General features: G+C 72.8%; 27 protein-coding genes. 10 read left to right on the forward strand and 17 right to left on the reverse strand.

Translation table 11 applies throughout. The features are described 5' to 3' along the window. Positions 1-41: 41 nt before the first annotated feature. The 6 genes from ACYVGN_RS07820 to hemE all read right to left on the reverse strand — a co-directional run bounded on the left by ACYVGN_RS07820 (position 42) and on the right by hemE (position 5,382). A complete protein-coding gene (locus ACYVGN_RS07820; RefSeq protein WP_055987676.1) occupies positions 42-329 on the reverse strand; it encodes a hypothetical protein in 288 nt (95 codons plus the stop codon). Continuing rightward, positions 319-729, reverse strand: coding sequence for a phage holin family protein (locus ACYVGN_RS07825; RefSeq protein ID WP_055987674.1), 411 nt, complete (start codon positions 727-729; stop codon positions 319-321). Before ACYVGN_RS07825 ends, ACYVGN_RS07820 begins: the two co-directional genes overlap by 11 nt. Beyond that, entirely contained in the window at positions 726-1,046 is a 321-nt protein-coding gene (locus ACYVGN_RS07830) for a hypothetical protein (protein ID WP_134746363.1), read from the reverse strand. Before ACYVGN_RS07830 ends, ACYVGN_RS07825 begins: the two co-directional genes overlap by 4 nt. 132 nt (positions 1,047-1,178) lie before the next feature. Further along, a complete protein-coding gene (locus ACYVGN_RS07835) occupies positions 1,179-2,741 on the reverse strand; it encodes a TIM-barrel domain-containing protein (RefSeq protein ID WP_460789939.1) in 1,563 nt (520 codons plus the stop codon). Positions 2,742-2,806: 65 nt separating this feature from the next. Continuing rightward, positions 2,807-4,315 (reverse strand): protoporphyrinogen/coproporphyrinogen oxidase, encoded by a 1,509-nt coding sequence (locus ACYVGN_RS07840; RefSeq protein WP_460789941.1) that lies wholly within the window; start codon positions 4,313-4,315, stop codon positions 2,807-2,809. Further along, on the reverse strand, positions 4,312-5,382 hold the full coding sequence (gene hemE, locus ACYVGN_RS07845) for a uroporphyrinogen decarboxylase (protein ID WP_460789943.1): 1,071 nt from the start codon (positions 5,380-5,382) through the stop codon (positions 4,312-4,314). The genes ACYVGN_RS07840 and hemE overlap by 4 nt, the downstream gene beginning before the upstream one ends. A 140-nt stretch (positions 5,383-5,522) precedes the next feature. Between hemE and ACYVGN_RS07850 the strand changes: the two genes are divergently transcribed. From ACYVGN_RS07850 to ACYVGN_RS07860, 3 genes are read left to right on the forward strand one after another with little or no spacing between them, the layout of a single operon-like run. Continuing rightward, on the forward strand, positions 5,523-6,806 hold the full coding sequence (locus tag ACYVGN_RS07850; RefSeq protein ID WP_460789945.1) for a glutamyl-tRNA reductase: 1,284 nt from the start codon (positions 5,523-5,525) through the stop codon (positions 6,804-6,806). A 46-nt stretch (positions 6,807-6,852) separates the two neighbouring features. Then, on the forward strand, positions 6,853-7,422 hold the full coding sequence (locus ACYVGN_RS07855) for an HhH-GPD-type base excision DNA repair protein (RefSeq protein ID WP_460789946.1): 570 nt from the start codon (positions 6,853-6,855) through the stop codon (positions 7,420-7,422). A gap of 1 nt (position 7,423) precedes the next feature. Continuing rightward, complete coding sequence (locus ACYVGN_RS07860; RefSeq protein WP_460789948.1) at positions 7,424-7,849, forward strand: DUF1801 domain-containing protein; 426 nt, start codon at positions 7,424-7,426, stop codon at positions 7,847-7,849. A 7-nt stretch (positions 7,850-7,856) separates the two neighbouring features. On the opposite strand, the gene ACYVGN_RS07865 is transcribed toward ACYVGN_RS07860, so the two are convergent. The 3 genes from ACYVGN_RS07865 to ACYVGN_RS07875 form a co-directional block, all read right to left on the reverse strand. Further along, a complete protein-coding gene (locus ACYVGN_RS07865) occupies positions 7,857-8,489 on the reverse strand; it encodes a GntR family transcriptional regulator (protein ID WP_460789949.1) in 633 nt (210 codons plus the stop codon). 108 nt (positions 8,490-8,597) lie between these two features. Then, the gene (locus tag ACYVGN_RS07870; RefSeq protein WP_460789951.1) at positions 8,598-9,269 is read right to left on the reverse strand and encodes a GntR family transcriptional regulator; all 672 of its coding nucleotides are present in this window, start codon (positions 9,267-9,269) and stop codon (positions 8,598-8,600) included. A gap of 260 nt (positions 9,270-9,529) precedes the next feature. Beyond that, entirely contained in the window at positions 9,530-10,918 is a 1,389-nt protein-coding gene (locus ACYVGN_RS07875) for a glycine--tRNA ligase (RefSeq protein WP_055987560.1), read from the reverse strand. Between the two features lie 145 nt (positions 10,919-11,063). Between ACYVGN_RS07875 and ACYVGN_RS07880 the strand changes: the two genes are divergently transcribed. Both ACYVGN_RS07880 and ACYVGN_RS07885 read left to right on the forward strand, forming a co-directional pair. After that, a complete protein-coding gene (locus ACYVGN_RS07880) occupies positions 11,064-11,459 on the forward strand; it encodes a GrpB family protein (protein ID WP_055987558.1) in 396 nt (131 codons plus the stop codon). A gap of 63 nt (positions 11,460-11,522) precedes the next feature. Beyond that, a complete protein-coding gene (locus ACYVGN_RS07885) occupies positions 11,523-12,824 on the forward strand; it encodes an HNH endonuclease signature motif containing protein (RefSeq protein WP_460789953.1) in 1,302 nt (433 codons plus the stop codon). Between the two features lie 193 nt (positions 12,825-13,017). Here ACYVGN_RS07885 and ACYVGN_RS07890 read toward each other — a convergent pair whose 3' ends face one another. Further along, complete coding sequence (locus tag ACYVGN_RS07890; protein ID WP_055988678.1) at positions 13,018-13,698, reverse strand: GNAT family N-acetyltransferase; 681 nt, start codon at positions 13,696-13,698, stop codon at positions 13,018-13,020. Between the two features lie 133 nt (positions 13,699-13,831). Between ACYVGN_RS07890 and ACYVGN_RS07895 the strand changes: the two genes are divergently transcribed. Further along, entirely contained in the window at positions 13,832-14,050 is a 219-nt protein-coding gene (locus tag ACYVGN_RS07895) for a dodecin (protein WP_055988677.1), read from the forward strand. A 13-nt stretch (positions 14,051-14,063) separates the two neighbouring features. Here ACYVGN_RS07895 and ACYVGN_RS07900 read toward each other — a convergent pair whose 3' ends face one another. The 4 genes from ACYVGN_RS07900 to ACYVGN_RS07915 all read right to left on the reverse strand — a co-directional run bounded on the left by ACYVGN_RS07900 (position 14,064) and on the right by ACYVGN_RS07915 (position 17,618). Next, positions 14,064-14,786, reverse strand: a complete 723-nt coding sequence (locus ACYVGN_RS07900; RefSeq protein WP_460789955.1) for an IclR family transcriptional regulator domain-containing protein — start codon at positions 14,784-14,786, stop codon at positions 14,064-14,066. Between the two features lie 261 nt (positions 14,787-15,047). Then, positions 15,048-16,220 (reverse strand): thiolase family protein, encoded by a 1,173-nt coding sequence (locus ACYVGN_RS07905; RefSeq protein WP_460789956.1) that lies wholly within the window; start codon positions 16,218-16,220, stop codon positions 15,048-15,050. 13 nt (positions 16,221-16,233) lie between these two features. Further along, the gene (locus ACYVGN_RS07910; protein ID WP_134746206.1) at positions 16,234-16,872 is read right to left on the reverse strand and encodes a 3-oxoacid CoA-transferase subunit B; all 639 of its coding nucleotides are present in this window, start codon (positions 16,870-16,872) and stop codon (positions 16,234-16,236) included. Further along, positions 16,869-17,618 (reverse strand): 3-oxoacid CoA-transferase subunit A, encoded by a 750-nt coding sequence (locus ACYVGN_RS07915; protein WP_055988673.1) that lies wholly within the window; start codon positions 17,616-17,618, stop codon positions 16,869-16,871. The genes ACYVGN_RS07910 and ACYVGN_RS07915 overlap by 4 nt, the downstream gene beginning before the upstream one ends. 166 nt (positions 17,619-17,784) lie before the next feature. Here ACYVGN_RS07915 and ACYVGN_RS07920 point away from each other — a divergent pair, with 166 nt between their 5' ends. Together ACYVGN_RS07920 and ACYVGN_RS07925 are read left to right on the forward strand one after the other, a co-directional pair. Further along, positions 17,785-18,609, forward strand: a complete 825-nt coding sequence (locus tag ACYVGN_RS07920; protein WP_460789958.1) for an SDR family oxidoreductase — start codon at positions 17,785-17,787, stop codon at positions 18,607-18,609. A gap of 124 nt (positions 18,610-18,733) precedes the next feature. Continuing rightward, positions 18,734-19,378, forward strand: coding sequence for a Pr6Pr family membrane protein (locus tag ACYVGN_RS07925; protein WP_460789959.1), 645 nt, complete (start codon positions 18,734-18,736; stop codon positions 19,376-19,378). Between the two features lie 12 nt (positions 19,379-19,390). On the opposite strand, the gene ACYVGN_RS07930 is transcribed toward ACYVGN_RS07925, so the two are convergent. The 3 genes from ACYVGN_RS07930 to ACYVGN_RS07940 all read right to left on the reverse strand — a co-directional run bounded on the left by ACYVGN_RS07930 (position 19,391) and on the right by ACYVGN_RS07940 (position 22,170). Continuing rightward, positions 19,391-20,785, reverse strand: coding sequence for a flavin monoamine oxidase family protein (locus tag ACYVGN_RS07930; RefSeq protein WP_460789961.1), 1,395 nt, complete (start codon positions 20,783-20,785; stop codon positions 19,391-19,393). Between the two features lie 239 nt (positions 20,786-21,024). Beyond that, positions 21,025-21,783 (reverse strand): M56 family metallopeptidase, encoded by a 759-nt coding sequence (locus ACYVGN_RS07935; RefSeq protein ID WP_460789963.1) that lies wholly within the window; start codon positions 21,781-21,783, stop codon positions 21,025-21,027. 24 nt (positions 21,784-21,807) lie between these two features. After that, positions 21,808-22,170 carry a BlaI/MecI/CopY family transcriptional regulator gene (locus ACYVGN_RS07940; protein ID WP_055988662.1) on the reverse strand — a complete coding sequence of 121 codons (363 nt, stop codon included), beginning with the start codon at positions 22,168-22,170 and terminating at the stop codon, positions 21,808-21,810. Positions 22,171-22,304: 134 nt separating this feature from the next. Here ACYVGN_RS07940 and ACYVGN_RS07945 point away from each other — a divergent pair, with 134 nt between their 5' ends. Beyond that, complete coding sequence (locus ACYVGN_RS07945) at positions 22,305-23,891, forward strand: cytochrome ubiquinol oxidase subunit I (RefSeq protein ID WP_460789965.1); 1,587 nt, start codon at positions 22,305-22,307, stop codon at positions 23,889-23,891. Between the two features lie 17 nt (positions 23,892-23,908). After that, positions 23,909-24,964 (forward strand): cytochrome d ubiquinol oxidase subunit II, encoded by a 1,056-nt coding sequence (gene cydB / locus ACYVGN_RS07950; protein ID WP_460789967.1) that lies wholly within the window; start codon positions 23,909-23,911, stop codon positions 24,962-24,964. The last annotated feature ends 22 nt before the right edge of the window (positions 24,965-24,986 follow it).

Below are 24,986 nucleotides of genomic sequence, written 5' to 3' on the forward strand. Positions count from 1 at the left end.
GCCAGCGAGCGGAGTCGAAACGGATGAAGCCCGCCCTCGGCTCAGCGGGAGATCAGGCGGGCGAGGCCCCAGATCGCGGCGCCGAGCGCCAGGGCGACGCCCACGGCGCCTGCCGCCGCGGCGGCGGGCTGCCGGCGTGCGAAGGCGCGGGCCTTCACCGCGCCGGCCTCGATCTTCTCGGCGGCGCGCGCCGGGAGGTTCGCCTTGTGCTCGATCGCGGCGAGCGCGGCCTTCAGCTCGGCGCGGGCGCGCTCGACCGGGTCGGTGATCCCGCTCGGCACCACGGTGCGGGGCGTCAGTGAGGTGTGGCGGAGCGTGTCAATACTCATCGGCGGCGTCCTTCACGATCAGCACGTCGGTCTTTGCGGCCTGGATGGGGCTCTCGCGGCGGCCGATGCGACGGTAGAAGACGAGTCCCACGATGCCGGCCACCAGCGCGAGCACCACCCCGATGCCCATCACGATCAGCGCGGACGCCCACACGGGCAGCCACAGCGAGAGCAGCGCCGTCAGGAAGACCAGGAACATCGGCACGACCCAGGCGATGAAGAACAGCGCCACGATCATGAAGCCCGTGCCGATGCCCGCGTCGGTCGCGGTCTTGACGGCCCAGCCCTTGACGGCGTTGAACTCGGCGACGACCAGGTTCTTCACCAGCTGCGGCACGTCGCCGATCAGCGTGAAGAGCCCGTCGTCCGCCCGGTCGCGCAGCGGCGAGCGCATGGTCATCGGTCGTCAGCCGCCTTCTTCACGTCCTCGGCCGCGTCCTTGGTCGCGTCGAGGGCGGCGTCGAGCTTGGTGCCGGGCGTGCCCTGCTTGGCGGCGGCCTTGGCGACGCCCACCACGCCGCTCCACGCGGCGCGAGGCAGCGCCATGGCGCTGGACGTGGCGAGCTTCTTGGCCTTGCCGACCTGCTCCTGCACGGGCTCGAGGTTCCAGACCTTGAGCGCCTGGGTCTTGATCTGCTCGTACCGCTGACGGCCGGCGCGCGTGCCGAGCACGTAGCCCGCACCGAGGCCGATCACGAGTCCCAACTTCCCCCGCATGGGTTCTCCTCACGTCGTTCGGATGTGCCAATGGACCGCGCATCGCGTGATCCGCCGACGGACTCTGCCAAGGCTAGCGCCGTATTCCCGGATCGGCATCCGCTTGCGGTGGGGACCGCGACCCGCTAGGCCTCAGTCCCGGGGCCGGAACACCTCCCGCAGCCGCTCCCACGCCGGCTCGCGCACGAACACCGGCACCGTCGCGCGGGCGGCGACGTCCGCGAGGTGGGGCGCGCCGCCGGTCACCGCCGCCCCGGTGCGCGCGTCGATCCACTCGCCCTGCGGCAGGTACACCTCCCAGGTCACGGCACCGGGCTCGAGCACGGGAGCCACGAGCACGTCGTCCCCGAGCAGCCACTGGATCGTGTGCGCCCACACGCGCTCGTCGTCGGGGTGGTCGAAGAAGAGCGGGCGCATGAGCGGCCGGGACGTCCGGATGGTCGCGCGAGCCGACTCCGCAAGGTACGGGACGAGCCGCTCGCGCAGCTCCACGAGCTCCCGCACCTCGTCGATCACGGCGGCGTCGCCCGTGCGCTCGGCGATGTTCCACGGGGTGCGGTCGTTCGACGGCAGGCGGTGGTGGTTGAACTCCGAGTGGTACTGCATGATCGGCACGAAGACGCTCGCGGCCATGGCGCGCACGTACAGCTCGGCGTCCGGGATCGGACCCGAGAAGCCCGCGATGTCCCATCCCCAGTACACGATCCCGCTCGCGGCGGCGGACAGCCCCGCCAGCATCGACCAGCGGAACGCCTCCCAGGTGGAGTTCTCGTCGCCGGCCCAGAAGGCGCCGTGCGCCTGGGACCCGGTGAACCCCGCCCGGCTGAACGTCACGGGTGCCTTGCCGGCCGACTCGAGGAGCCGTCCGTAGGCCGCGGCGTACGCGGTCGGGAACGTGTTGTTCGCCTCGTCGCCGCGCCGCCCGTCGAGATAGGCCAGCTCGGCGCCCCACGCGTGCTCGCCGCCGTCGGTCTTGAAGCCGTCGACGCCCACCTCCTCGATGAGATAGCGCCGCTTCTCGGTCCACCACCGCGCCGCGCGCTCGTCGGTCAGGTCGGGCATGAGCGACAGCGGGAACCACCAGCCGCGGTTGCGGTACGGGCGCAGGCCGCCGTCGGGCGTCTCCTCGCGGATCAGCACGCCGGCCTCGCGGGCCGCGCGCGCGTCGGCCGCGGCCTGGCCCACCGGATGCGGGCGCATCTTGATCAGCGGGATCTGCCAGAGGTGCACGCGCACGCCCTCCTCGTGCAGCGCGTCGACCATGCCCTTCGGATCGGGCCACGCCCCGTCGGCGGGGAACGTGAAGTCGGACAGCCGCATCGGGCCGCCGTCCTCGCGCACCGCGTACCGCGCGTCGCGGAAGATCGTGAAGCTCGACTCGTCGCTCCACGCCTCGATCACGACGTTGCGCACCGGGATGCGGTGCTCGCGGTGCAGCTCCATCTGCCGCAGCACCTCGGCCTGGGTGTTCCACTCGTTGCCGCTCGCCCACAGCCCGAACACCCAGTCGGGAAGCTCGGCCGGGCGCCCCACCTCGGCGAGGAACCGGTCGAGCACGACGGCGGGGGATCCCGAGTAGAGGGCGACCTCGACGGCGCGCTCGGCGCCGGCGGGCGCGTCGACCTCCGCCTCGATCACGACGCGGTCGGCGCGCTCCGCTCCGACGTCGAACGACACGCGCCGGGAGGTCCGCACGTGGAAGCCCCATCCGGCCCCGATGTGACGTCGCGGGGGGCTGTGATGTCGCGGGGCCGCGCGGATCAGCCGAAGAGGGCGGCGCGGCGCACGCGATCGGCCTCGGCGATCGCGTCGGGCACCACCTGCGCCAGGCCGGTTCCGGCGAGCCAGGCGCCGACGGCGCCGATGCCGGGGGTGGATGCCAGGAGCGCGCGGGTGCGCTCGGTCTCGTCGCGATGGCCGACGCGCGAGGCGGGCTGCGACTGGGCGAAGCGCTCGAGGCGCGCGCCGAGCAGCTGCCGCCGCCGCAGCGGCACGCCCAGCAGGCCGGCGGCCTCGGCGAGCGCGAGCTCGGCGACCTCGTCCTGATCCAGGCGCGACGTGGCCGGGGCCTCGTCCTGCGTTCCGAACGAGACGCGCACGACGTGCCGCCCGGCCGCGCGCTCACGCACCCACGCCCACTTGGCGGTGACGTGCGTGAGGGCCTTGGCGCGCGACGAGCCGGGCACGGTGAGCACGCCGGTGCCGCGCGGCGCGGCATCGAGCTCCGGCGCCTCCAGCACGAGCGTGACGATGTCGACCGCGGGACCGGGCAGCGGGGCCTCGGCGGCCAGGCCCTCGATGTGCGGCGCCAGCAGGCGGCGGGCGGCGGCCTCCTCGGTCGCCACGAGCACCACGTCCGCGAACAGGCTGCGCTCGCCGTCGAGGTCCGACGGCTCGATGCCCTCGGCCGGAGGCGGCGTCAGTCCGGCGCCCTCCGGCTCCCCATCCCGCGCGGCGCCGACCAGCCAGCCGCCCGCCGCACGCTCGAGCGACGCGACCGGCGTCCCCGTGCGGATCTCCACGCCCGCCGACGCGAGCTCGGACTCGAGCGCCGCGACGAGGCGGCCCATGCCGCCCGCGAGCCCGAGCACGGCCGACCCGGGCGCCTTGCCCTGACGCGCGGCCGTGAGCTCCGCGACCGCTCCCGTGAGCGATCCGGCGCGCGTCAGCGCCGCGTTCAGGCCCGGGGCGGCGGCGTCCACGTCGATGTCGTGCGGCCGGGCCGAGTACACGCCCGTGGTGACGGGCGCGACGAGCCGGTCGAGCACGGCGGAGCCGAGGCGCGACTCGACCAGCCGGCCGAGGCTGTGCTCGTGCCCGATCGTGAGCGGCGGGCGCAGGCGGTCGAGGTACGCGCGCCACGCGCCGCCCCATCCGATCACCCGGCGGACGTCCTCCGCGAACGGGTTGGCCGGGATGCCGAGCACGCCGCCCTTGGGGAGGGGCTCGGCCCTGCCGCCCGGGAGACCCGCGACCCAGGCGCCGGCCCGGTCGGGCTCGACGACCGCGTCGCCCAGGCCGAGCTCGTCGACCAGGGCGCGGACGTGGCCCCCGCGGGTCGCGAAGCTCTCGGCACCGAGGTCGAGCTCCAGACCGGCCACCTCGCCGCCGCGGATCGCGCCGCCGAGGCGATCGCCCGCCTCCAGCACCGTGACGACCATGCCGACCTTGGCGAACTCGCGCGCGGCCACGAGGCCGCCGATCCCGCCGCCGATCACGACGACGCGCGTGCCGTGCGCGTGCCGGTACAGGCCGTCCAGATCCGTCATGACCGGATGGAGTGGACCAGCTCGACGACGCGCGTCAGGACGGCCGGGTCGGCCTCGGGCGGCACGCCGTGGCCCAGGTTCACGATGTGCGCGCGCGCCGCGCGGCCGCGCTCGACCACGTCGCGCACGTGCGCCTCGAGCACCTCCCACGGGGCGCCGAGCAGCGCGGGGTCGATGTTGCCCTGCAGCGTGGTGTCGGGGCCGACCAGGGCGGCGGCCTCGTCGAGCGGCTGGCGCCAGTCGACGCCGACCGCGGCGGCCGCGCCGTCCAGACGCATGTCTGCCAGGAAGGGCCCGGTGCCGACGCCGAAGTGGATCACCGGCACCGGCAGATCCGTCACGGCCGCCCGCGAGTGCGGCGCGACGAGCGAGCGGTACACGGCGGGCGCGAGCGAACCGGCCCACGAGTCGAACAGCTGCACGGCCGCGGCGCCGGCCTCGATCTGGGCCTGCAGGAACGCACGGGACACCTCGGACAGCCAGCCCGCGAGGCGGTTCCAGGACCCCGGGTCGGACTGCATCATGGCGCGGGCGCGCAGGTGCTCCTTCGACGGGCCGCCCTCGACCAGGTACGCCGCGAGCGTGAAGGGCGCGCCCGCGAAGCCGATCAGGGGCGTGCCGGTCCGGTCGAGCTCGGCGACCGTGAGGCGCACCGCCTCGCGCACCGGCTCGGCCGCCGCCGCGACATCGGCCGGCGCGATGGCGGTGATGCGGGCCACGTCGTCCGCCGTGCGGACGGGGGACGCGAAGACGGGCCCGCGCCCCGGCTCGATCTCGACCTCGACGCCGGCCAGGCGCAGCGGCACGACGATGTCGCTGAAGAACACGGCCGCGTCCACGCCGTGACGGCGCACGGGCTGCAGCGTGATCTCCGCCGCGAGGTCCGGCGTCAGGCACGCGTCGAGCATCCGGGTGCCGACGCGCAGCTCGCGGTACTCGGGGAGCGAGCGGCCGGCCTGGCGCATGAACCAGACCGGGGTGGTCTCGGGACGGTCGCCGGCCAGGGCCCTCAGCAGGGCGGACGAGGACAGCGGGGCGCGCGGCTCGGGCGCGTCGGCGTGGGACATGCCTCCATCCTGCCGCGTGGAAGTTCGGGATCCGCTGGGCCGGGTCCCGGGAGGGGCCGGTTCTCTCGACGTCGAGACATCCGCAGCCCGGATCCAGCGCGCGCTCAGCCCCCGGCTTCGACGCGGCGTAGAATCAATGCGTGCTGCTCTGTGTCACCGCGAGTCATAAGACCGCGCCGTTCGACGTCCTCGAGCAGCTCTCCGCACCCGGCGCCGACAAGATCGCACCCCTGATCGCCCCCGTCGTGGACGGCGTCGTGGTGCTCTCGACCTGCAACCGCATCGAGGCGTACGTCGAGACGGACCGCGACGACAGCGCCGAGCTGATCGCCGAGGCGATGCGCACGGCCTCGGGCCTGAGCCCCGAGGAGTTCGCGGGCGCGTACACGGTCAAGACCGAGGCCAAGGCAGCCGAGCACCTGTTCGCGGTGGCCGCGGGCCTCGAGTCGGTCGTGATCGGCGAGGGCGAGATCGGCGGCCAGGTGCGCCGCGCTCTGACCGACGCACGCCACCACGGCACGACGACCAGCGACCTGGAGCGGATGTTCCAGCGAGCGACCGAGACCCAGAAGGCCATCAAGAACGCCACGGCGCTCGGCCGAGCCGGCCGCTCGCTGGTGCGGCTTGCCCTCGAGCTCACCGACAGCCGCCTCGCCGACTGGACGACGCAGAAGGTGCTGCTGGTCGGCACGGGCATGTACGCGGCGGCCACCATCGCGGCGCTGCGCGACCGCGGCGTCACGGACATCACGGTCTACTCCCCCTCGGGGCGCGGCGCGAAGTTCGGCGCCAAGTACGGCATCGCCCACGCCACGCGCGCGAATCTCGTCGAGACGGCGGTCGCGAGCGACATCGTCATCACGTGCACGAACGCGGACGAGCCCGTCGTCACCCCCGCGACGATCGAGGGTCTCGCCAAGCCGCTGTTCGTGATCGACCTCGGCATGCCCCGCAACGTCGACCCGGCCGTGGGCGAGATCCGCGGCGTGACCCTGCTCGACCTCGAGACGATCCGCCTGCACGCGCCGCTCGAGGAGCTGCAGGCCACCGACACCGCGCGCGCCATGGTCAAGGACGCCGCCGCGCGCTTCGTCGACGTCAGCCGCAGCCGCGCCGCCCAGCCGGCGGTGGTGGCGCTGCGCGAGAAGGTGTTCGGCCTGCTCGAGGCCGAGATCGCGCGCCACCCCGAGTCCGAGGCGGCCCTGCGCCACCTGGTGGGCACGCTGCTGCACACGCCGACGGTCCGCGCGGCCGACTACGCGATGCAGGGCCGCGCCGACGAGGTCTTCGCAGCGATCGAGACGCTCTTCGGCATCGACGCGCGTCCCGCCGCGGCAGCGGTCGACGACGAGCCCGCCGCGCGGTCCGAAGAGGCGTCCGCGCCCGCGTCCTGCCCGGTCACGGGCGCGATCGCCACCGCCTGATCCGCTGCGATCCCCCGCCCGCGACGCGCGGTGCGAGGATGGAGCCATGGCTCTGACGATCACCGGCGACGAGGCCGCCGACGCGCTGCTGACCGACAACCCCCTCGCGCTCCTGATCGGGATGCTGCTGGATCAGCAGATCGCGATGGAGACGGCGTTCACCGGTCCGGAGAAGATCCGGCAGCGCATCGGATCCGTCGACGCCGCCGCGATCGCGGGCTACGACCCGGACGCGTTCGTCGAGGCGTTCCGGCAGACGCCGGCCGTGCACCGCTTCCCGGGCTCCATGGCTGACCGCGTGCGCACGCTCTGCCAGACGATCGTGGACGACTGGGGCGGCGACGCGGCCGCGATCTGGACGCAGGGCGACCCGGACGGCAAGGAGGTCCTGAAGCGCCTCAAGGCCCTGCCGGGATTCGGAGATCAGAAGGCGCGGATCTTCCTCGCGCTGCTGGGCAAGCAGTACGGCTTCGATGGCGCCGGATGGCGCGAGACGGCGGGTCCGTACGGCGAGGAGGGCGCGTTCCGCTCGGTCGCCGACATCACGAGCCCCGAGACCCTCGCCAAGGTGCGCGAGTACAAGCGCGCGGCGAAGGCCGCCGCCAAGAACGGCTGACGTGAGGCCGTCGGGCGGCGACGTCGCCGCGCACCTGCTGGGAGTGACGCCCGAGCGTCGCCACGCGGACGCCGAGATCCTGATCGACCTCATGCGGGAGATCTCGGGGCGCGAGCCGGTGCTGTGGGGCACGATCATCGGCTTCGGCTCGTGCCACTACCGCTACCCCACCGGCACCGAGGGCGACTGCGGCATCCTCGGCTTCGCGCCGCGCAAGGCCGCCACGACGATCTACCTCCTCGACGGGGTCGACGCGCACGCCGAGGAGCTCGCACGGCTCGGCCCGCACACGACCGGGGTGGGGTGCCTCTACGTGAAGCGCCTGGAGGACGTGGACCTCGACGTGCTCCGCGGGATCCTGACCCGCTCGCTCGCCTGGGTCGAGGCGGGCGGCAGCGAGGGGATGCGTCTCACCGTCACCGGATGACGGCGCGTCAGAGCACGCCGAACATCGCCCGGACCGCCCGCTCGGCCGCGACGCCGTCGCACGCTACGACGGCCTCACGCAGCGCCGCGCGGTGCTCGAGGATGCGGGCCGCTGTCGCGGCGTCGCAGGAGACCCGCATGGCGCGGTCGATCATGGCGGTCACGTCGGTGCAGCCGCGGATCAGGCTGTTGCCGGTGCACGCGATCAGGTGCTTGAAGAGGCGGCCGAGCGTCGCGGCGGTCTCCCCGGGCTCGGCGGCTGCGGTCGCCTCGTCGAGCATCGTGAGCGCGAGCGCGCGGTCGTCCTCGGACATCCGGTAGGCGGCGAGGCGCGACACCGATCCGTAGAGGTAGCCGCCGTACTCCCACGCCTCGGCGACGTGCTGCTCGGTCAGCGCCGTGACGCGCGTGTAGCGGCTGGCGGAGGTCTCCACCAGCCCCGCGCGCTCCAGCCGCTGGACGGCCTCGCGGATCGGCATGCGGGACGCTCCGAGCCCGGCCGACAGCTCGCTGTCGCGCAGCAGCTCCCCGGCCGCGAGGCGGCCGTCCAGGATCGCCTCGCGGAGACGGTCGTAGACCAGGTCCGACAGGCGTGGACCCCGGTTGCTGAGCGGGGTGTCGAGATCGAGTACAGCGTCCAATGGGGCGTTCCGTTTCCGCAGAGAGAACAGGGAACCCCCTCCCCTGCCCATGCTAGTACCCGGGTAGGGTACCCATGCGGCAAGGCGGCCGCGACGCGCCGGGCGCGATCACTGCCGCACGCGCTGCGCGACCTCCCCGAGATCGCCGTCGATGCCGTGGAGCTCGCGGACGGCGGCCTCGGCGCCATCCGCGTCCTTCTCCTCGATCGCGCGACGCAGCCGGGCGATCAGCGGAAGGACCGCGTCGAGCACGCCCGCGAGCGGGATGTTCCGCGTGACGTAGTCGACCGTGTAGAGAAGGTCGCTGCGCAGCTTGAAGTTGCTGTTGCCGCACGTGGCGATGATGTGGCGGTTGAACGCGCGCGCAGCGTTGAAGTACGCGTCGCGATCTGTGCCGGCCGAGACGATCGCATCGAGCAGCCGGACGGCCTCCTCGCGCTGCGCGTCGTCCATGCGACGCGTCGCCATGCGCGTCGCGGCGCCGTAGAGGTACCCCGCGTGCTCGACGATCTCGGACGCGCGCTCGGGAGTGATCTCGACGACGCGGGTGTAGCGACTCGCGGCCGTCTCGACGAGGCCCGCGCGCTCCAGGCGCAGCAGCGCCTCGCGCACGGGCATGCGCGAGACGCCCAGGCGGTCGGCGAGGGCCTGGTCGCGAAGGCCTTCGCCGGGCTTGAGCTCTCCGTGGACGATCGCCTCGGCGATCTGGTCGAAGACCATGTCTGAGAGTCGCGGGGCCTGCGGCGGGCGCAGCGGGGCGCCGAAGTCGAGCGGGGACATTGAACGATCCGATCCAGCCTGACGGCTGACGAGCACTGGGAGGCCGGGTTTACCTCCCATAGCGGACGATTCTACATTCATTGAATTTTCCGTGGCCAGGATCTATTCCGTCATCCCGGTAAGTACCCGGGGCGGACACGGGCGCGGGCCCCCGTCTTCCCGACGGGGCCCGCGCGTGATCCGGGCGTCGCCGGCGGCCCAGCCGGCCGAGCGGGCGCCTGGCGGCCGGCGGGGTGTCGATGGGTCGCGCTGTGCGCGGGTCAGGCGCCGCGGAGGCGCTCCGCGAGGTAGGCGCGCAGGCCCTCGAGCGGCACGCGCTCCTGGCCCATCGTGTCCCGATCGCGCACGGTCACGGCGCGGTCGTCGAGCGAATCGAAGTCGATCGTGACGCACAGCGGCGTGCCGATCTCGTCCTGGCGGCGGTAGCGGCGCCCGATGGCGCCGGCGTCGTCGAAGTCGACGTTCCACGTGCCGCGCAGGTCGTCGGCGATCTCGCGCGCCAGCGGCGACAGGCGCTCGTTGCGCGAGAGCGGGAGCACGGCGACCTTCACGGGAGCGAGGCGCGGGTCGAGGCGCAGCACCGTGCGGGTGTCGGTGCCGCCCTTGGCGTTGGGCACCTCCTCCTCGGTGTACGCGTCGATCAGGAACGCCATCATCGAGCGGGTCAGGCCGAACGACGGCTCGATCACGTACGGCACGTACTTCTCGCCCGACGCCTGGTCGAAGTAGGTGAGGTTGCTGCCGCCCGACGCCTCGATGTGGTTGGTCAGGTCGAAGTCGGTGCGGTTGGCGATGCCCATCAGCTCGCCCCAGCCCTTGCCCGGGAAGCCGAAGTCGTACTCCACGTCGATCGTGCGGTCGGAGTAGTGCGCGCGCTCGCCGTCCGGGATGTCGAGCCTGCGCATGTGCTCCGGGTCGATGCCGAGGTCGACGAACCAGTTCCAGCACTCCTCGACCCAGTGATCGAACCACTCGGGCGCCTCGGCCGGCGGCACGAAGTACTCGATCTCCATCTGCTCGAACTCGCGCGTGCGGAAGATGAAGTTGCCGGGCGTGATCTCGTTGCGGAACGCCTTGCCGACCTGACCCACGCCGAACGGCGGCTTCTTGCGCGACGCCGTGAGCACGTTGGCGAAGTTCACGAAGATGCCCTGCGCGGTCTCGGGGCGCAGGTAGTGCAGGCCCGACTCGTCGTCGATCACGCCGAGGTAGGTCTTGACCAGGCCCGAGAAGGACTTCGGCTCGGTCCACTGGCCGCGCGTGCCGCAGTCGGGGCACACGATGTCGGCCATCCCGTTCTCGGGCTGGCGGCCCTTCTTCTCCACGAAGGCCTCGATCAGGTGGTCCTCGCGGTGGCGCTTGTGACACTGCAGGCACTCGACCAGCGGGTCGGTGAACGTCGCCACGTGACCCGAGGCCTCCCACACCTTCGAGGGCAGGATGATCGACGAGTCGAGGCCGACCATGTCGCCGCGGCCGCGCACGAACGTCTGCCACCACTGGCGGCGGATGTTCTCCTTGAGCTCGGTGCCGAGGGGGCCATAGTCCCACGCCGAGCGGGAGCCGCCGTAGATCTCTCCCGCCTGGAAGACGAACCCGCGGTGGCGGGCGAGGCTGATGACCTTGTCGAGGCGGGAGGGCTCGGCCATGGTGGCTCCAATGGTCGGGAGGGATCGGGATGGGCGCGCGCGTCCGTCGGGATGCGCGCGCGGATGCCTCAATCCTAGTTCGTGCGCGGAACCGGTCGCGGGGTGGAGCGGATGGGTCGGCGGAGGCCTGTGAGACAGTGACCGCATGCCGAGCATCCGCGACATCATGGCCTTCGCCGACAGCCCGCCGCCGCCGGGGGCGAGTCCCTGGGCGTGGCTGCCCCCGCTCGAGCGCGCCGGGTTCACCCTGGTCATCCGGGAGCCGTGGTGGGATGGCCACCGGGGCCTGAGATGGGACGGGTGCGAGTCGAACATCCACGTGTTCGGTCCCGAGGCACCCGAGCCGTGGAGGCATCGCATCTTCCGCGATCACCTGCGCCGAGATGCGGAGGACCGCACACGCTACGCCACCGTCAAGCGGGAGGCGGCTGACGCGGCGAACGCCGGCCGCGAGACGGTCATGCAGTACAACGTGCGCAAGCAGGCGGTGATCCGGGCGATCTACGCGAAGGCCTTCGAGGCCGCGGGGCTGGTCTCGTAGTTCTGTTCGATACTTTCGAGCTGCTTCCTGGTCTATGTGGTACATACGTACTATACTGTGGTCATGGCCGAGCAGCCGATCTTCGAAGCTCTCTCCCCGCACGAGGCGATGCGGGCGGCGATCGCGGTGCTGCGGTCGGTGCAACCGCAGATCGCGGGGATGAGCGACGCGGAGACGGTGTCGTTCGCGCCGCTCGCCGAAGAGCTCGGCCGTCTCACGGACGGGATCCGGGTCCGCACCGCCGGGGAGATCGACGCCCGCTCCGACCGGATGCTCGACGAGCGGCTCTCCGCGCAGCACGGCTGCCGGAACGGGATCGAGCTGCTCGAACGCCTCACGCAGGCGCCGACGCGGGAGGTCGTCGCGCGGGTGCGGCTGGACAAGCGGCTGCGCGCGGAGACGGCGCTCACCGGCGAGGCCCTCCCGCCCCGGCATCCCGAGGTCGCCGCCGCGATGCGGCACGGGGACATCGGCACGCCGGTCGCGGAACTGATCACGGGCACGCTGGACCGGGTCGCGCACCGCGCCGACCCGGTCGTCATGATCGCCGCCGAGCGCGAGCTCGTCGCCAGCGCCACCGGGCTCATCGCCGGGATGCCGCCCACGTTCGCGCAGCTGAAGGTGCAGGCGGACACGTGGGCCGCGTACCTCGACCAGGACGGCCCCGCCCCGGACGCGGAGAAGGCATCCCAGCGGCGCGGGTTCACGATCGGGAAGGAACGCGACGGCCTGTTCCCCGCACGCGGAGACCTCACCCCCGAAGGCGCCGCCGTGCTCCAGCGGATCCTGGACGCGGGCGGCAACCCCGCCGTCCGCTTCACCGACAGCTACCGAGATAAGGGCGAGGGTGAGCCGTGGACTGACGACGAACCCGTCGACGACCCCCGCACCCCCGCCCAGAAACGCCACGACGTGCTCGTTGCCGCCCTCCACGCCGCCGCCCGCTCCCTCGAGGTCCCCACCCTCGGCGGCGACGCCCCCACCCTCCTCGTACACGTGGCGCTGGAGGACCTCCAGTCCCCCACCGGCGTCGCGACGATCGACGGCATCGACGTGCCCGTCCCCGCCGACCTCGCCCACCGGATCGCCTGCACCGGCGCCGTGCAGAAAGTCGTGTTCGACCGCAACGGACGCATCGTCCGCCTCGGCACCAAAGAACGCCTGTTCAACCACCACCAGCGCAAAGCCATCACCGCCCGCGACGGCGGCTGCATCATCCCCGGATGCACCATCCCCGCCGCCTGGTGCGAGATCCACCACGTCCAAGACCACGCCAAAGGCGGCCCCACCCACACCGACAACGGGGTCCTCCTGGGCCCCCGCGGCGAGGGGCCCCACGCGTCGCGAATGCGACGTGTGGGGTAGCCGTCGGGGATGCTGGTGGCACCACCACAACCTCGAACGATCCGGATGGAACATCCGGATGCGCAACGGCATCCCCGAAGTCAAAGCCCCACCCTGGATCGACAGCCGCGGCACCCACCGGCCCGCACCCTGCGCCCTCACACGCCGCAGAGCACGCGGCAGAGCACGACCACCCCTGGTGGCCCGGACCTGATCAGGCCTGGACGAACAGGTAGCCGCGCGACGCCTCAAATCCGCCGATCCGCAGCCCGCGGCCCAGCAGCTCCTCCATCTGCGCACGCAGCGTGAGGCGCCACTCGTGCGCCGCGTCGGGGTCGTCGACCCGCATCAGCTCGATGTCGGTCGGGATCTCGAGCGTCTGGACGACGGCATCGTCGGCCGGCGGCTTGGCGATGTCGGCGAGGGCCCACTCGACGTCGAGGCGGTCGCTCTCGTCGCCCGCGTCGCCGCCGCCGAAGATGCCGTACTGGTTCACGGCGTAGCCGGTCACGCGTGCGCCCAGCACGGTGAGGAAGAAGTGCGCGTTGCGGGCGACGAGCGGATCGAACGTCCAGGTGATGTTCCCGACCTCGCGCGAGAACGCCCACTGACGCTGGTGCTCCTTGAGCTCACGGCCCCAGCCGCGGCCGCGGTACTCCGGCAGCAGCGCCGTGATGTGCGAGTGCATGGTGCGGCGCGCGGGAGCCCCGAAGAACGCGATGGAGGCGCCGACCATCCGGTCCTCGTCGAACAGGCCGACGACGTAGTTGCCGGCCTGCTGCAGCGCGCGGAGGGTGCCGGCGTCGATCGTCCGCTCCGACCGGCGCAGCGAGTCGAGCAGGTCCTGGGCCTCGATGATCAGTTCGACGGTGTCCAGATCGCGGATGGTTCGCATGGCATCAGTCTGCCTGACCGCGGTGCCCGGCGCGGTTCGGACCGCCGACCCGGGGCGGCGCCCTATCGCTCGCCCGGCTCGCCGAGCAGACTGGACCTCACCGCCACCCGGGCGGCCGAAGGAGAGGACGAGGATGTCTCACACCTACAGCGTCAGCGAGATCGTCGGCTCGTCGCCGGATGGGATCGACGCGGCCATCCGGAGCGCACTCGAGCGCGCGTCGGCGACCGTGCGGCACATCGAGTGGTTCGAGATGGTCTCCGTGCGGGGCCACGCGGACGAGGGCTCGGTGCTGCACTTCCAGGTCACCCTGAAGGTCGGCTTCCGGCTGGAGGACCCGGGCACCGCCTGACGGTCGCGGCGCCTCAGAGGTGGCGGATCTCGGCGTCAATCGCCCGCGTCGCGTCGAGCAGCGCGGGCAGGTGCTCGGAACGCAGGCGCTCGAGAGACACCCGCGTCACGGTCGTGGAGATGTTCACGGCGGCGACCGCGGCGCCGTCGCGACCGTGCAGCGGCGCGGCGACCGAGCGCAGCCCCTGCTCCAGGCCGCCCTCGACGATCGACCAGCCCTGCTCGGCGACGCGGTCCAGCTCGTCTGAGAGCTCGGGCCCGACGTCTGGGCGTTCGGACGGGTCGAGCGCGGCCAGCAGGACCCGGCCCATGCTCGTGCGGACGGCCGGGAACCGGGTGCCGATCGTGATGGCGACGCTCATGATCCGGCGCGTGGGCACACGGGCGACGTACACGATGTCCTCGCCGTCGAGCACGGCCGCCGAGACGCTCTCGTCGACCTCGCGCGAGAGCCGCTCGAGGTGCGGTTGCGCCACCTCGGGCAGGGACAGCGCCGAGAGGTAGCTGAAGCCCAGCTCGAGCACGCGCGGCGTGAGCGCGAAGTCGCGGCCGGTCGCGCGGACGTAGCCGAGCTCCTCGAGCGTGAGCAGGAACCGCCGCGCCGCGGCGCGCGTCACGTCGGCCCGCACGGCGACCTCGCTCAGCGTGAGATGCGGATGGTCCGCGTCGAACGCCCGGATGACCGCGAGCCCGCGCGCGAACGACTGCACGTACTCGCGGTGCTGCGGCTCGGTCATCCGCTCAGCCTCTCATCTCTTTTCAGAAGCGTCTCGCACGCTCGCTGGGCCCCCGGCGCCGAGGCTCCGTCCGTCGCGAATGCGACGGACGGAGAAGCGCACGGGGACGCTCGCACGATGGTCGATGTCGTGGGTGCGCTTGGACGGTTTCGACTCGCTTCGCTCGCTCAACCAGCACGAGGTCGGAGCTCCGTGGTGGTTGAGCGACCGAGCGCAGCGAGGGAGTCGAAACCGCCGAAGCGTCCCGGTGCGTCTGGCCTCTCAGCGCTCGAGCACCACCGCGAGGCCCTGGCCCACGCCGATGCAGATCGCGGCGACCGCGACGCCGCCGCCGCGGCGCTTGAGCTCGTGGGCCGCGTGGCCGACGATGCGGCCGCCCGAGGCTCCGAGCGGGTGGCCGATCGCGAGCGCGCCGCCGTGGATGTTGAGCTTCTCCGGGTCGAGCTCCGGCCAGCCGCGCAGGTTCGACAGCGCCTGCGACGCGAACGCCTCGTTGAGCTCGACGAAGTCGACGTCGGCCCAGGTGCGCCCGGCCGCCTTGAGCGCCTTGTTCGCGGCCTCGATCGGCGCGAGCGGGAACACATCCGGGTCGGTGCCGTGCACGCCGCGGCCCGCGATCCGGGCCAGCGGCTCGGCGTCGATCGCGCCCTCGGCGCCCAGCAGCACGGCCGAGGCGCCGTCGTTGATCGACGAGGAGTTGCCGGCGGTCACGGTGCCGCCGCCGTCCTTGCCGAACAGCGGCTTGAGGCCGGCGAGCTTCTCGACCGTGGAGTCGTCGCGGATGCCCTCGTCGCGCGCGAGCTCGTGACCCGGCACCTGCACGATCTCGTCGTCGTAGACGCCCGCCGCCCACGCCTCGGCGGCGAGGCGGTGGCTGCGCGCGGCGAACTCGTCCTGCTCCTCGCGCGTGATGCCCTTCAGCTGCGCGACCTTCTCCGCCGACTCGCCGTTCGAGATCGTCCACTCGGACGGGAGCGCCCTGTTGACCATCCGCCAGCCGATCGAGGTGTTCCACATCGTCTGGTTGCCGATCGCGGGCCACGGCTTGCTCGACTTCTCCACGATGAACGGCGCGCGGCTCATCGACTCCACGCCGCCGGTCAGGACGACGTCGGCGTCGCCGGCCTCGATCGCGCGCGATCCCTGCAGCACCGCCTCCACGCTCGACGCGCACAGGCGGTTGACCGTGACGCCGGTCACCGTCGTGGGGAAGCCCGCGAGCAGCGCGCCCATGCGCGCCACGTTGCGGTTGTCCTCGCCGGCCTGGTTGGCGTCGCCGAAGACGACGTCGCCGATCCGGGCGGGGTCGAGGCCGAGGCGATCGACCGTGGCCTTCATGACGACCGCTGCGAGGTCGTCGGGGCGGACGCCGGCGAGGGCGCCGCCGTTGCGTCCGAACGGCGTCCGGACGGCGTCGTACACGAATGCGCTCATGAGGGTCCTCTCGTCAGTCCTGCAGCTTCAGGCCGGTGAGCTCCTCGAGCCCCTCGACCGTGTTGTCGCCGAACAGCTCCCGCACGCGGAAGCCGCCGGGCGTGACGTCGAACACCGCGTGGTCGGTGTAGACGCGAGTGACGCAGCCGACGCCGGTCAGCGGATACGTGCACTCGGCGACGAGCTTGGACTCTCCCTGCTTGGTCAGCAGGTCGGTCATCACGTACACCGACTTCGCGCCGATCGCGAGGTCCATGGCCCCGCCGACCGCCGGGATCGCGCCCGGCGCGCCGGTCGACCAGTTCGCGAGGTCGCCGCCCTGAGACACCTGGAAGGCGCCCAGCACGCACACGTCGAGGTGGCCGCCGCGCATCATCGCGAACGAGTCGGCGTGGTGGAAGTACGCCGCACCCGCCTGCGCGGTGACCGGCTGCTTGCCGGCGTTGATCAGGTCGGGATCGATCCTGTCCGGCGCGGGAGCCTCGCCCATCCCGAGCAGGCCGTTCTCGGTGTGCAGGATGATCTCCTGATCGGCCGGCAGGAAGTTGGCGACCAGGGTGGGCGCGCCGATGCCGAGGTTCACGTAGGAGCCCTCGGGGATGTCTGCGGCGATGCGGGCCGCGAGGTCGTCGCGGCTGATGCGGGTGCTCATGCGCTCTCTCCCTCGGCCGCCGCGAGCGGGCGGCCCTCGATGTCGACGCCGCCGACGAACTCGCCGTCGCGCAGCCAGGCGCGCTGCCCGACCGCGACGACGCGGTCCACGAAGATGCCGGGCGTCACGACCGTCTCGGGGTCCAGCGACCCGAGCTCGACGGTCTCGTCGACCTGGACGATCGTCGTCGTGGCGGCCGTGGCCATGATCGGCCCGAAGTTGCGCGCGGTCTCGCGGTAGACGAGGTTGCCCCAGCGGTCGCCCTTGAGGGCGCTGATCAGCGCGAAGTCGGCCTTGATGGGGTACTCGAGCACGTAGCGGCGCCCGTCGATCTCACGCTCCTCCTTGCCCTCCGCCAGCTGCGTGCCGACGCCCGTGGGCGAGAAGAAGGCGCCGATGCCGGCGCCCGCCGCGCGGATGCGCTCGGCGAGGTTGCCCTGCGGGACGAGCTCGAGCTCGAGCTCCCCCGCGCGGTACAGGCCGTCGAACACCCACGAGTCGCTCTGGCGCGGGAAGGAGCAGATGATCTTGCGCACGCGCTTGGCCGCGAGAAGCGCGGCGAGGCCCGTGTCGCCGTTGCCGGCGTTGTTGTTCACGATCGTGAGTCCGCTCGCGCCCTGCGCGATGAGCGCGTCGATCAGCTCGACCGGCTGCCCGGCGCGGCCGAAGCCGCCGATCATGATCGTCGCGCCGTCCTCGATCCCGGCCACGGCGTCCTCGACGCTCGCGACGGTCTTGTCGATCATCCGGCCTCCTCGCTGGCATCCGCGGATCCGGGGATCTCGCGTGTTCGCTGTGCGAACGTGTGTTCGTTCTGCGAATACTGTACCGCGGGACGGGGCCGCGGGACAACCGCCCGGCGCCGCTGTCAAGGGAGTTCCGTGGAGCGGCTGCGCCGGGTGGACTGCCCCCATGACCGAGACCCAGATGCTTCAGCCCCAGAGCTTCCAGCCCGCCACCGCCATCGTCACCGCCTCGGATTCGGGGATGGGCCGCGCCACGGCCGTCGCGCTCGCGAGGGACGGCCTCGACGTCGGCGTCACGTGGCACTCCGACGAGGAGGGCGCCCGCGAGACGGCGCGCCTCGTGGAGGCCGAGGGCCGCCGCGCGGTCGTCGCCCGCCTGGACGTGACGGACCTCGTCGGCTGCGGCGACGTGATCGACGGCCTCGCCGACGATCTGGGCGGAGTCGACGTGTTCGTCAACAACGCCGGCACGGGCGAGAGCGTGCCGTTCCTCGACGTCGACCTCGAGGGCTGGCGCCGCGTGATGATGACCGACCTGGACGGGGCCTTCGTCGTGATGCAGCGCGCGGCCCGCCGGATGGTCGCCGCCGGGCGCGGCGGCCGGATCATCGGCGTCACGAGCGTGCACGAGCACCAGCCGAAGACCGGATCGGGCGCGTACGACGCCGCCAAGCACGGGCTCGGCGGGCTGCTGAAGACCATGGCCATCGAGCTGGCCGAGCACGGCATCACCGTGAACGCCGTGGCCCCGGGCCTGATCGCGACGCCCATGACCGGCATCGACCCCGCCGACGCGCCCGAGACGCGGCGCCCCGGCATCCCGATCGGGCGCCCCGGCGTGCCCGAGGAGGTGGCCGCCGTGATCGCGTTCCTCGCCTCGCCCGCGTCGTCTTACGTGACGGGCGCGTCCTGGGCGGTCGACGGCGGCATGCTGCAGATGGGCCCGATGGCCGGCGCGAGCCTCGAGAGCGACGACTGGCGCCGCCCCTGAGGCTCCCGTCCCGGCGCAGGCCTGAGCCCGCCGCGCGCCGTCCGGCGCGGGCCTCGTCCCGCCCGCGCGCTTCCTAGACTCGAGGAGGTGGCGCCCGGCGCCGGAACGGAGGGCATCCCGCTCGGTGACGACCGCGACGCTCCGCACGCTCACCGGCCTGCTGCGGCTGGCCGTGGCTGGCGTGTGCGCGGCGGCCCTCGTGCACCGGCTGTTCTGGGGCCTCAGCTCGGGGCAGATCGCCGGGCAGAACTTCCTGGCCTACCTGACGATCCAGTCGAACATCCTGTTCGTCGCGGTGTGGACCCTCGCGGGGCTGGCGGCGTTCCGCGGCCAGGTGGACCGCGCATGGATCACCGCGATCCGCGCGGTGGTGCTCAGCTGGACGACCACGGCCGGCATCGTGTTCGCGTTCCTGGTGTGGCAGGCAGGCGAGCGCGCCATCCGGATCGACGTGCCGTGGTCGGATCAGCTGCTGCACTTCTGGCTCCCGGCGCTGGCCCTGCTGGACTGGGCCTTCGCGCCCGGGCGGCGCGGCGCGCCGAAGCGCGTGATCCTCGTCGTGTTGGCGTATCCGGTGCTGTGGGGCGCGGTCACGATGTGGCGCGGCTCGCTGATCGGCTGGTACCCGTACTACTTCCTGGATCTGCGGCAGGTGAGCGGGCCCGTCGAGTTCCTGCTCACCAGCGTCGCGGCGCTCGGCGTGTTCGCGCTGGTGTCGGCGTCGCTGGTCTGGCTGAGCCGGCGCCGGATCACCGCGCCGCGCCGCTGACCGCGGCTCGCGTCAGTCGGCTTCGCCCGCGGCGACGAACGGGGCGAGCGAGGAGAGCGCCTGCTCGGCGGCCGCGGCGTCGTCGAGCTCGGCGAACGCGCGCGCGGCCTCCCCCCCGACCCGGCCGACCAGCACCGGCTCGCCCGTGAGGGGCTCGAGGTTGATCCAGGTCCGGATGGGCGCATCCCCGCCGACGACGTGCCACAGCACGGCGTCGGTGCGCCAGAACGGCTCGTCGTAGCGCAGCCAGATGGTCTCGAGGTGGCCCATCCCGAGCTCGGCGATCGCTCCGCGGTGCGCGAACGGAAGCGGCGGCTCGAACTCGACGCCCTCGTCCTGCAGCACGCCCAGCGGGACCGTCAGCACGACGCGGTCGACCGAGAGCGCCTCGCCCGTGCCGAGGCGCAGGGACACGCCGGTGTCGTCGTACGCGACGCCCACCACCGCGGTCGAGAGGCTGACCTGCAGCTCGTCGAGCGGCCGGGCGGTGAGGTCCGAGAGATCGCCGAGCGCGGCGGTGCGCGCCGTGCCGGGAAGAGGGGGCGGGTACCAGCTCGACAGCTGCTCCGGATCGGCGCCCGCCAGGGCGGCCAGCTCGGCGACGGCGGCAGCGAGCGCCGGATCCTCCGGATCGGCGCCCGACTCGGCGAGGGCCTCGGCCAGCGGCACGTCGGCGGGCCGGGTGGCGGCCCACTCGACCGCGGCGGCGATCCGCGCCGCGTCGGGCACGTCCACCTCGCCCTCGCCGGAGAGCGCGATGGCGCCTTCGAGCCGCTCGCGCTCGATCCCGAACGCGTCGAGCCGGGCCTCGATCTCGGCGTCCTCGTCCGTGAGCAGCCACGCGCCGAGCTGGGGCGGGATGGGCCAGGCGTCGTCGGAGACGGACTGCAGGCGTCCGCCGATCCGGTCCCTGGCCTCGATGACCGTCACCTCGAACCCGGCCTCGGCCAGGCGGCGCGCGGCGGTCGCGCCCGCCAGCCCGGCGCCGACGACCGCGATCCGCTCGCCCTGTTCGGCGGCGTCGACGACCTCGCGCGCCGCTCGCTGGCCGGAGCGCAGGGCGCCGGCGAGCGTCCCCGGGCGATCCGGATCCGTGGCCTCGCCCGCGAGGAACACCCGTCCGCCGATCGGCTGCGCGAGCGCCTCGCGCTGCGCGGGGACCGCGCCGGGCGGCGTGAAGCTGACCGCGCCCCGGGAGAACGGGTCGGCGGCCCAGGCGCTGCGGCGGACCGCGGCGGGCTGCGGCGCACCGGGGACGGGGCTGGCCGTGGGGGTGACGGGCGGGGACGTGGGGGTCGGTCCCGCCGTGGTCGGCCGGGGCTCCGGGTCGCCCGTGCACGAGGCGAGCAGCACGGCGACGGCGCCGGCCCCGGCGCCGACGAGCAGGGTGCGTCGCGAGATGCCCATCGTGTCGCCACCCTATCCCGACGGGTCGCCCGGCAGGCTTCGACCCGTTTCGACTCCGGCTCCTCCGTCGCCTCCGCTCAACGACCGAGAGGAAGCCGCCAGCTCTACCGTCATGCGAGCGAAGCGAGCGTTGAGCGAAGCGAACACCGCAGCGCGAAGCGCTGCCGAACGGCGCGAAGCGACGTTCCTCGCTCGCGAGTGTCCGGCGCGGAGCGTCGGCGCGAGCGTGCGAGACGCTCCTAAAAAGACAGCCGCAGGAAGCGGTCACGGTGGCGGTCGCGGCGCGACGAGGCGTGCTCGGCCGGGCCCGCGGGGCCGGCGACGCGCAGGATGGCGCGCGCGAGCACCTCGTCGCGCGTCGTGCGGCGCGCGCTGTCGTCGGCGCGCATCTCGACGAGCGCGGCGACCTCGCTCTCGGCGCGCGCCGCGATGGGGAACCACGGCAGCGCGTCGCGCCAGGCCTTGAAGGCGACCAGCAGCACCTCGTGACGCTGCTCCACGTGCGCGCGCTCGTGCGCGATCACGGCCGCGAGCTCATCCTGATCGAGGCCGTCGAGCAGCCCCTGCGACAGGACGGTCACCGACCCGATGCCGCGCGGCAGGCAGTAGGCGACCGGGGCGGCGTCGTCGAGCACGCGCGTGCGGGCATGGGTCGGATGGGGCGCGGACAGCAGCTGCAGGAGCGCCAGGTGGCGGCGGCGCTGCCGCTCGAACTGCACGATCGTGATGCCGAGGTGCACCAGGAGGTACGCGGCGAGCGCGGCCGCGGGAAGAGCGGCGAGCAGAGGCCACTGCGGCAGCAGGGCGAGGCCGACGAGCCACAGCGCGCCGATCATCGAGAAGCCGCCCGCGACGGCGATCAGCTGCCACAGCAGCAGTGCCCATCCGGGCGCGCGCGCCGGCCAGGCGGCGCGCGACAGCAGGATCGGCACCGGCCACGCGAGCAGCACGGCGACGAGGATCAGCGCCGAAGCCGCGGCGAGCTCGGCCAGCGTCATCGGACCCGAGCGGGGCGCATGGCGTCAGGCGGCGCCGGCGAGGAGACGGCGCAGCACCTCGGCGTCCTCGGCGGACACGCCGCCCACGAACCGGGCGAGCACGGCGCTGCGGTCGCCCGCGTCGCCGAGCACCTCGTGCATGAGCTCCGCGACGTGGTCGACGCGGCTCGCGGTCGCCCGATAGCGGTGCGGCCGGGCCGAGCGGTCGGACGCGACGAAGCCCTTCTTCTCGAGGCGCGACAGCACGGTCAGCAGGGTCGTCGCCGCGAGCTGGCGGCCCTGCTCGCGCTCCAGGTGCTCCTGCACGTCGTATGCGGTGAGCGCGACCTCGTCGGCATCCCACAGCACGTCCATCACGGAGCGCTCCAGTTCACCCAGACTGCCCATCCTGCACCTCCTCCGCGCGCATCCCTCTGCCTCCAGGGTACGCGAGTTCGCAGGCGCGTAGAACTACTTCGACGTCGAGGAGAAATAATTCGATCCCCTGTAGAACTACTTCTACGACTCGTAGAATCCCTCACGTGGACCCCCTCGACATCGCCCGCTGGCAGTTCGGCATCACGACCGTCTACCACTTCCTCATGGTGCCGCTCACGCTCGGCCTGGGCCCGGCGGTCGCGATCCTGCAGACCGCGTGGGTGCGCACGGGCGACGAGCGCTGGCTGCGCATGACGAAGTTCTGGGGAAAGCTCTACCTGATCAACTTCATCGTCGGCGTCGCGACCGGCCTGGTGCAGGAGTTCCAGTTCGGCATGGCCTGGAGCGAGTACTCGCGCTTCGTCGGCGACGTGTTCGGCGCCCCGCTCGCGCTCGAGGGCCTGCTCGCCTTCTTCGTCGAGTCGACCTTCCTCGGCGTCTGGATCTTCGGCTGGGGCCGCCTGCGCAAGGGCGTGCACCTGGCGGCGCTGTGGCTGGCGGCCATGGCGAGCTGGGTCTCGGCGTACTTCATCATCGTCGCCAACTCCTGGATGCAGCACCCGGTGGGCGTCGAGCTCGGACCGGACGGGCGGCCCGTCATGACGGACATCTGGGCGGTGCTCACCAACAACACGGCGATCGCCGCGTTCTCGCACGCGATCGCGGGCGCCGTCATGGTCGCGGGCATGTTCCTGCTCGGCATCAGCTGGCACCACCTGTGGCGCCGGCGCGCCGACGGCATCGACACGGTGGACGCGTCCGGGCGCGTGGTCGTCGGCTCCCACCCGGATGTCGCCGGCCGCGACGAGAAGGACCACGGCGTGTGGCTCCGCTCGCTGCGCATCGGCGCGGTCGCCGCGGTCGTGGGCTTCCTCGCCGTCGCGGGGACCGGCGACATCCAGGGCAAGCTCATGTACGAGCAGCAGCCCATGAAGATGGCCGCCGCGGAGGCCGCCTGCCACACGGGGTCGTCGTTCTCGGTGTTGTCGATCGGCGACCCCGGGGCGACCGACTGCGACTCGGTGGTCACGCTGGTCGAGGTGCCGGGCGTGCTCGGCTGGCTCGCGAAGGGCGACTTCGGCGCCGAGATGCCCGGCATCCACGACCTCGAGCCGCAGTACGTCGACGCGTACGGCGCCACGCTGCCCGACGACGCCCTCTACGGCGAGCGCGCGGGCGCCGAGATCACGTACGTGCCCGTGATGTGGATCACCTACTGGGGCTTCCGCCTCATGATCGGCCTGGGCGCGATCCCGGCCGGAGCGGCGGTCGTGGCGCTCTGGCTCACGCGCAAGGGCACCGTGCCGCGGTCGATCTGGATCATGCGCCTCGCCGTGCTCGGCATCACGGCCCCGTTCGCCGCGAACATCGCGGGCTGGATCTTCACCGAGATGGGACGGCAGCCGTTCGTCGTGGCGCCGAACCCCGACCCGAGCGGCATCGACGGCGTGTTCATGTTCACGGCCGCCGCGGTCTCGCCGGGGGCCACGGTCGGCGAGCTGCTGTTCTCGGTCATCTCGCTCACCGCGATCTACGCCGTGCTGCTCGTGATCGAGGTGTTCCTGCTCGTGAAGTACGTGCGCGGCGGCACCGTGAGCGCGATGCCCGAGCTGGCGCACCGGCACGACCCGGACGCCCCCGGCGACGACGACCCGGACAAGCGCGACGACGTGCTCGCGTTCGCTTACTGAGACCGAAGGACAGCACCATGGAGACCCTCCCCATCGTCTGGTTCGTCGCGATCGCCGTGCTCTGGATCGGCTTCCTGCTGCTCGAGGGCTTCGACCTCGGGGTCGGAATGCACATGCTCCTCAGCGCCCGGGGCGACCGCGCAGCGAAGGAGAACGACCGCCGCGTGATGCTCAACACGATCGGCCCGGTCTGGGACGGCAACGAGGTGTGGCTGATCACGGCCGGCGCCGCCCTCTTCGCGGCGTTCCCGATGTGGTACGCCTCGCTGTTCTCGGCGCTCTACGTGCCGCTCACGATCACGCTGCTGGCGCTCATCGCGCGTGCCGTGAGCATTGAGTACCGCGGCAAGATGGCGGATCCGCGCTGGGCGGCGTTCTGGACGTGGGCGCTCGGCATCGGATCCCTCGTCGTGGCGTTCTGCATCGGCGCCGCGCTCGCGGTCACCTCGACCGGCCTGCCGCTCGACGCCAACGGCGACCGGGTCGGGCATCCGTTCGTGTGGCTGACGCCCCCGGCGGTCATCGGCGGGCTCGCGGTCGTCGGGTTCGCGCTCGTGCACGGCGCGACGTTCCTGGCGCTGAAGAGCGACGGGCCGGTCCGCGAGCGCGCGGGTCGGTTCGCCGCCACCTGGTCGCCGCTGTGCCTGGCCCCCGCCGCGGTGTGGGCGCTGTGGGTGCAGCTCACCCAGGGCGGGACGGCGCTGTCGTGGTCGCTCGTCGCGCTGGCCGTCGCGGGCGCGGCGATCGGCTGGATCGGCGCCCGGGGGCGGCGCGAGCGCCTCGCGTTCGTCGGCTTCGCGACCTTCCTGGTCGGCGGCGCGGGCGCGATCTTCGCGGCGATGTTCCCGAACGTCCTGCCCTCCACGCTCGACCCCGCGCACAGCCTCACGGTGTGGAACGCCGCGAGCGGCACCTACACGCTCACGGTCATGACGGTCGTCGCGGCCATCGGCCTGCCGCTCGTGATCGCGTACCAGGCGTGGTCGTACTGGATCTTCCGCAAGCGCATCGCGCCGGGCGCCATCCCCGACGCCCACGGCTTCGTGCCCGCCATCCTCCGGGCGAAGGACTGACGCCGGTGACCGCTTCAGGGGT

It is taken from the genome of Microbacterium lacusdiani (genome assembly GCF_054779895.1).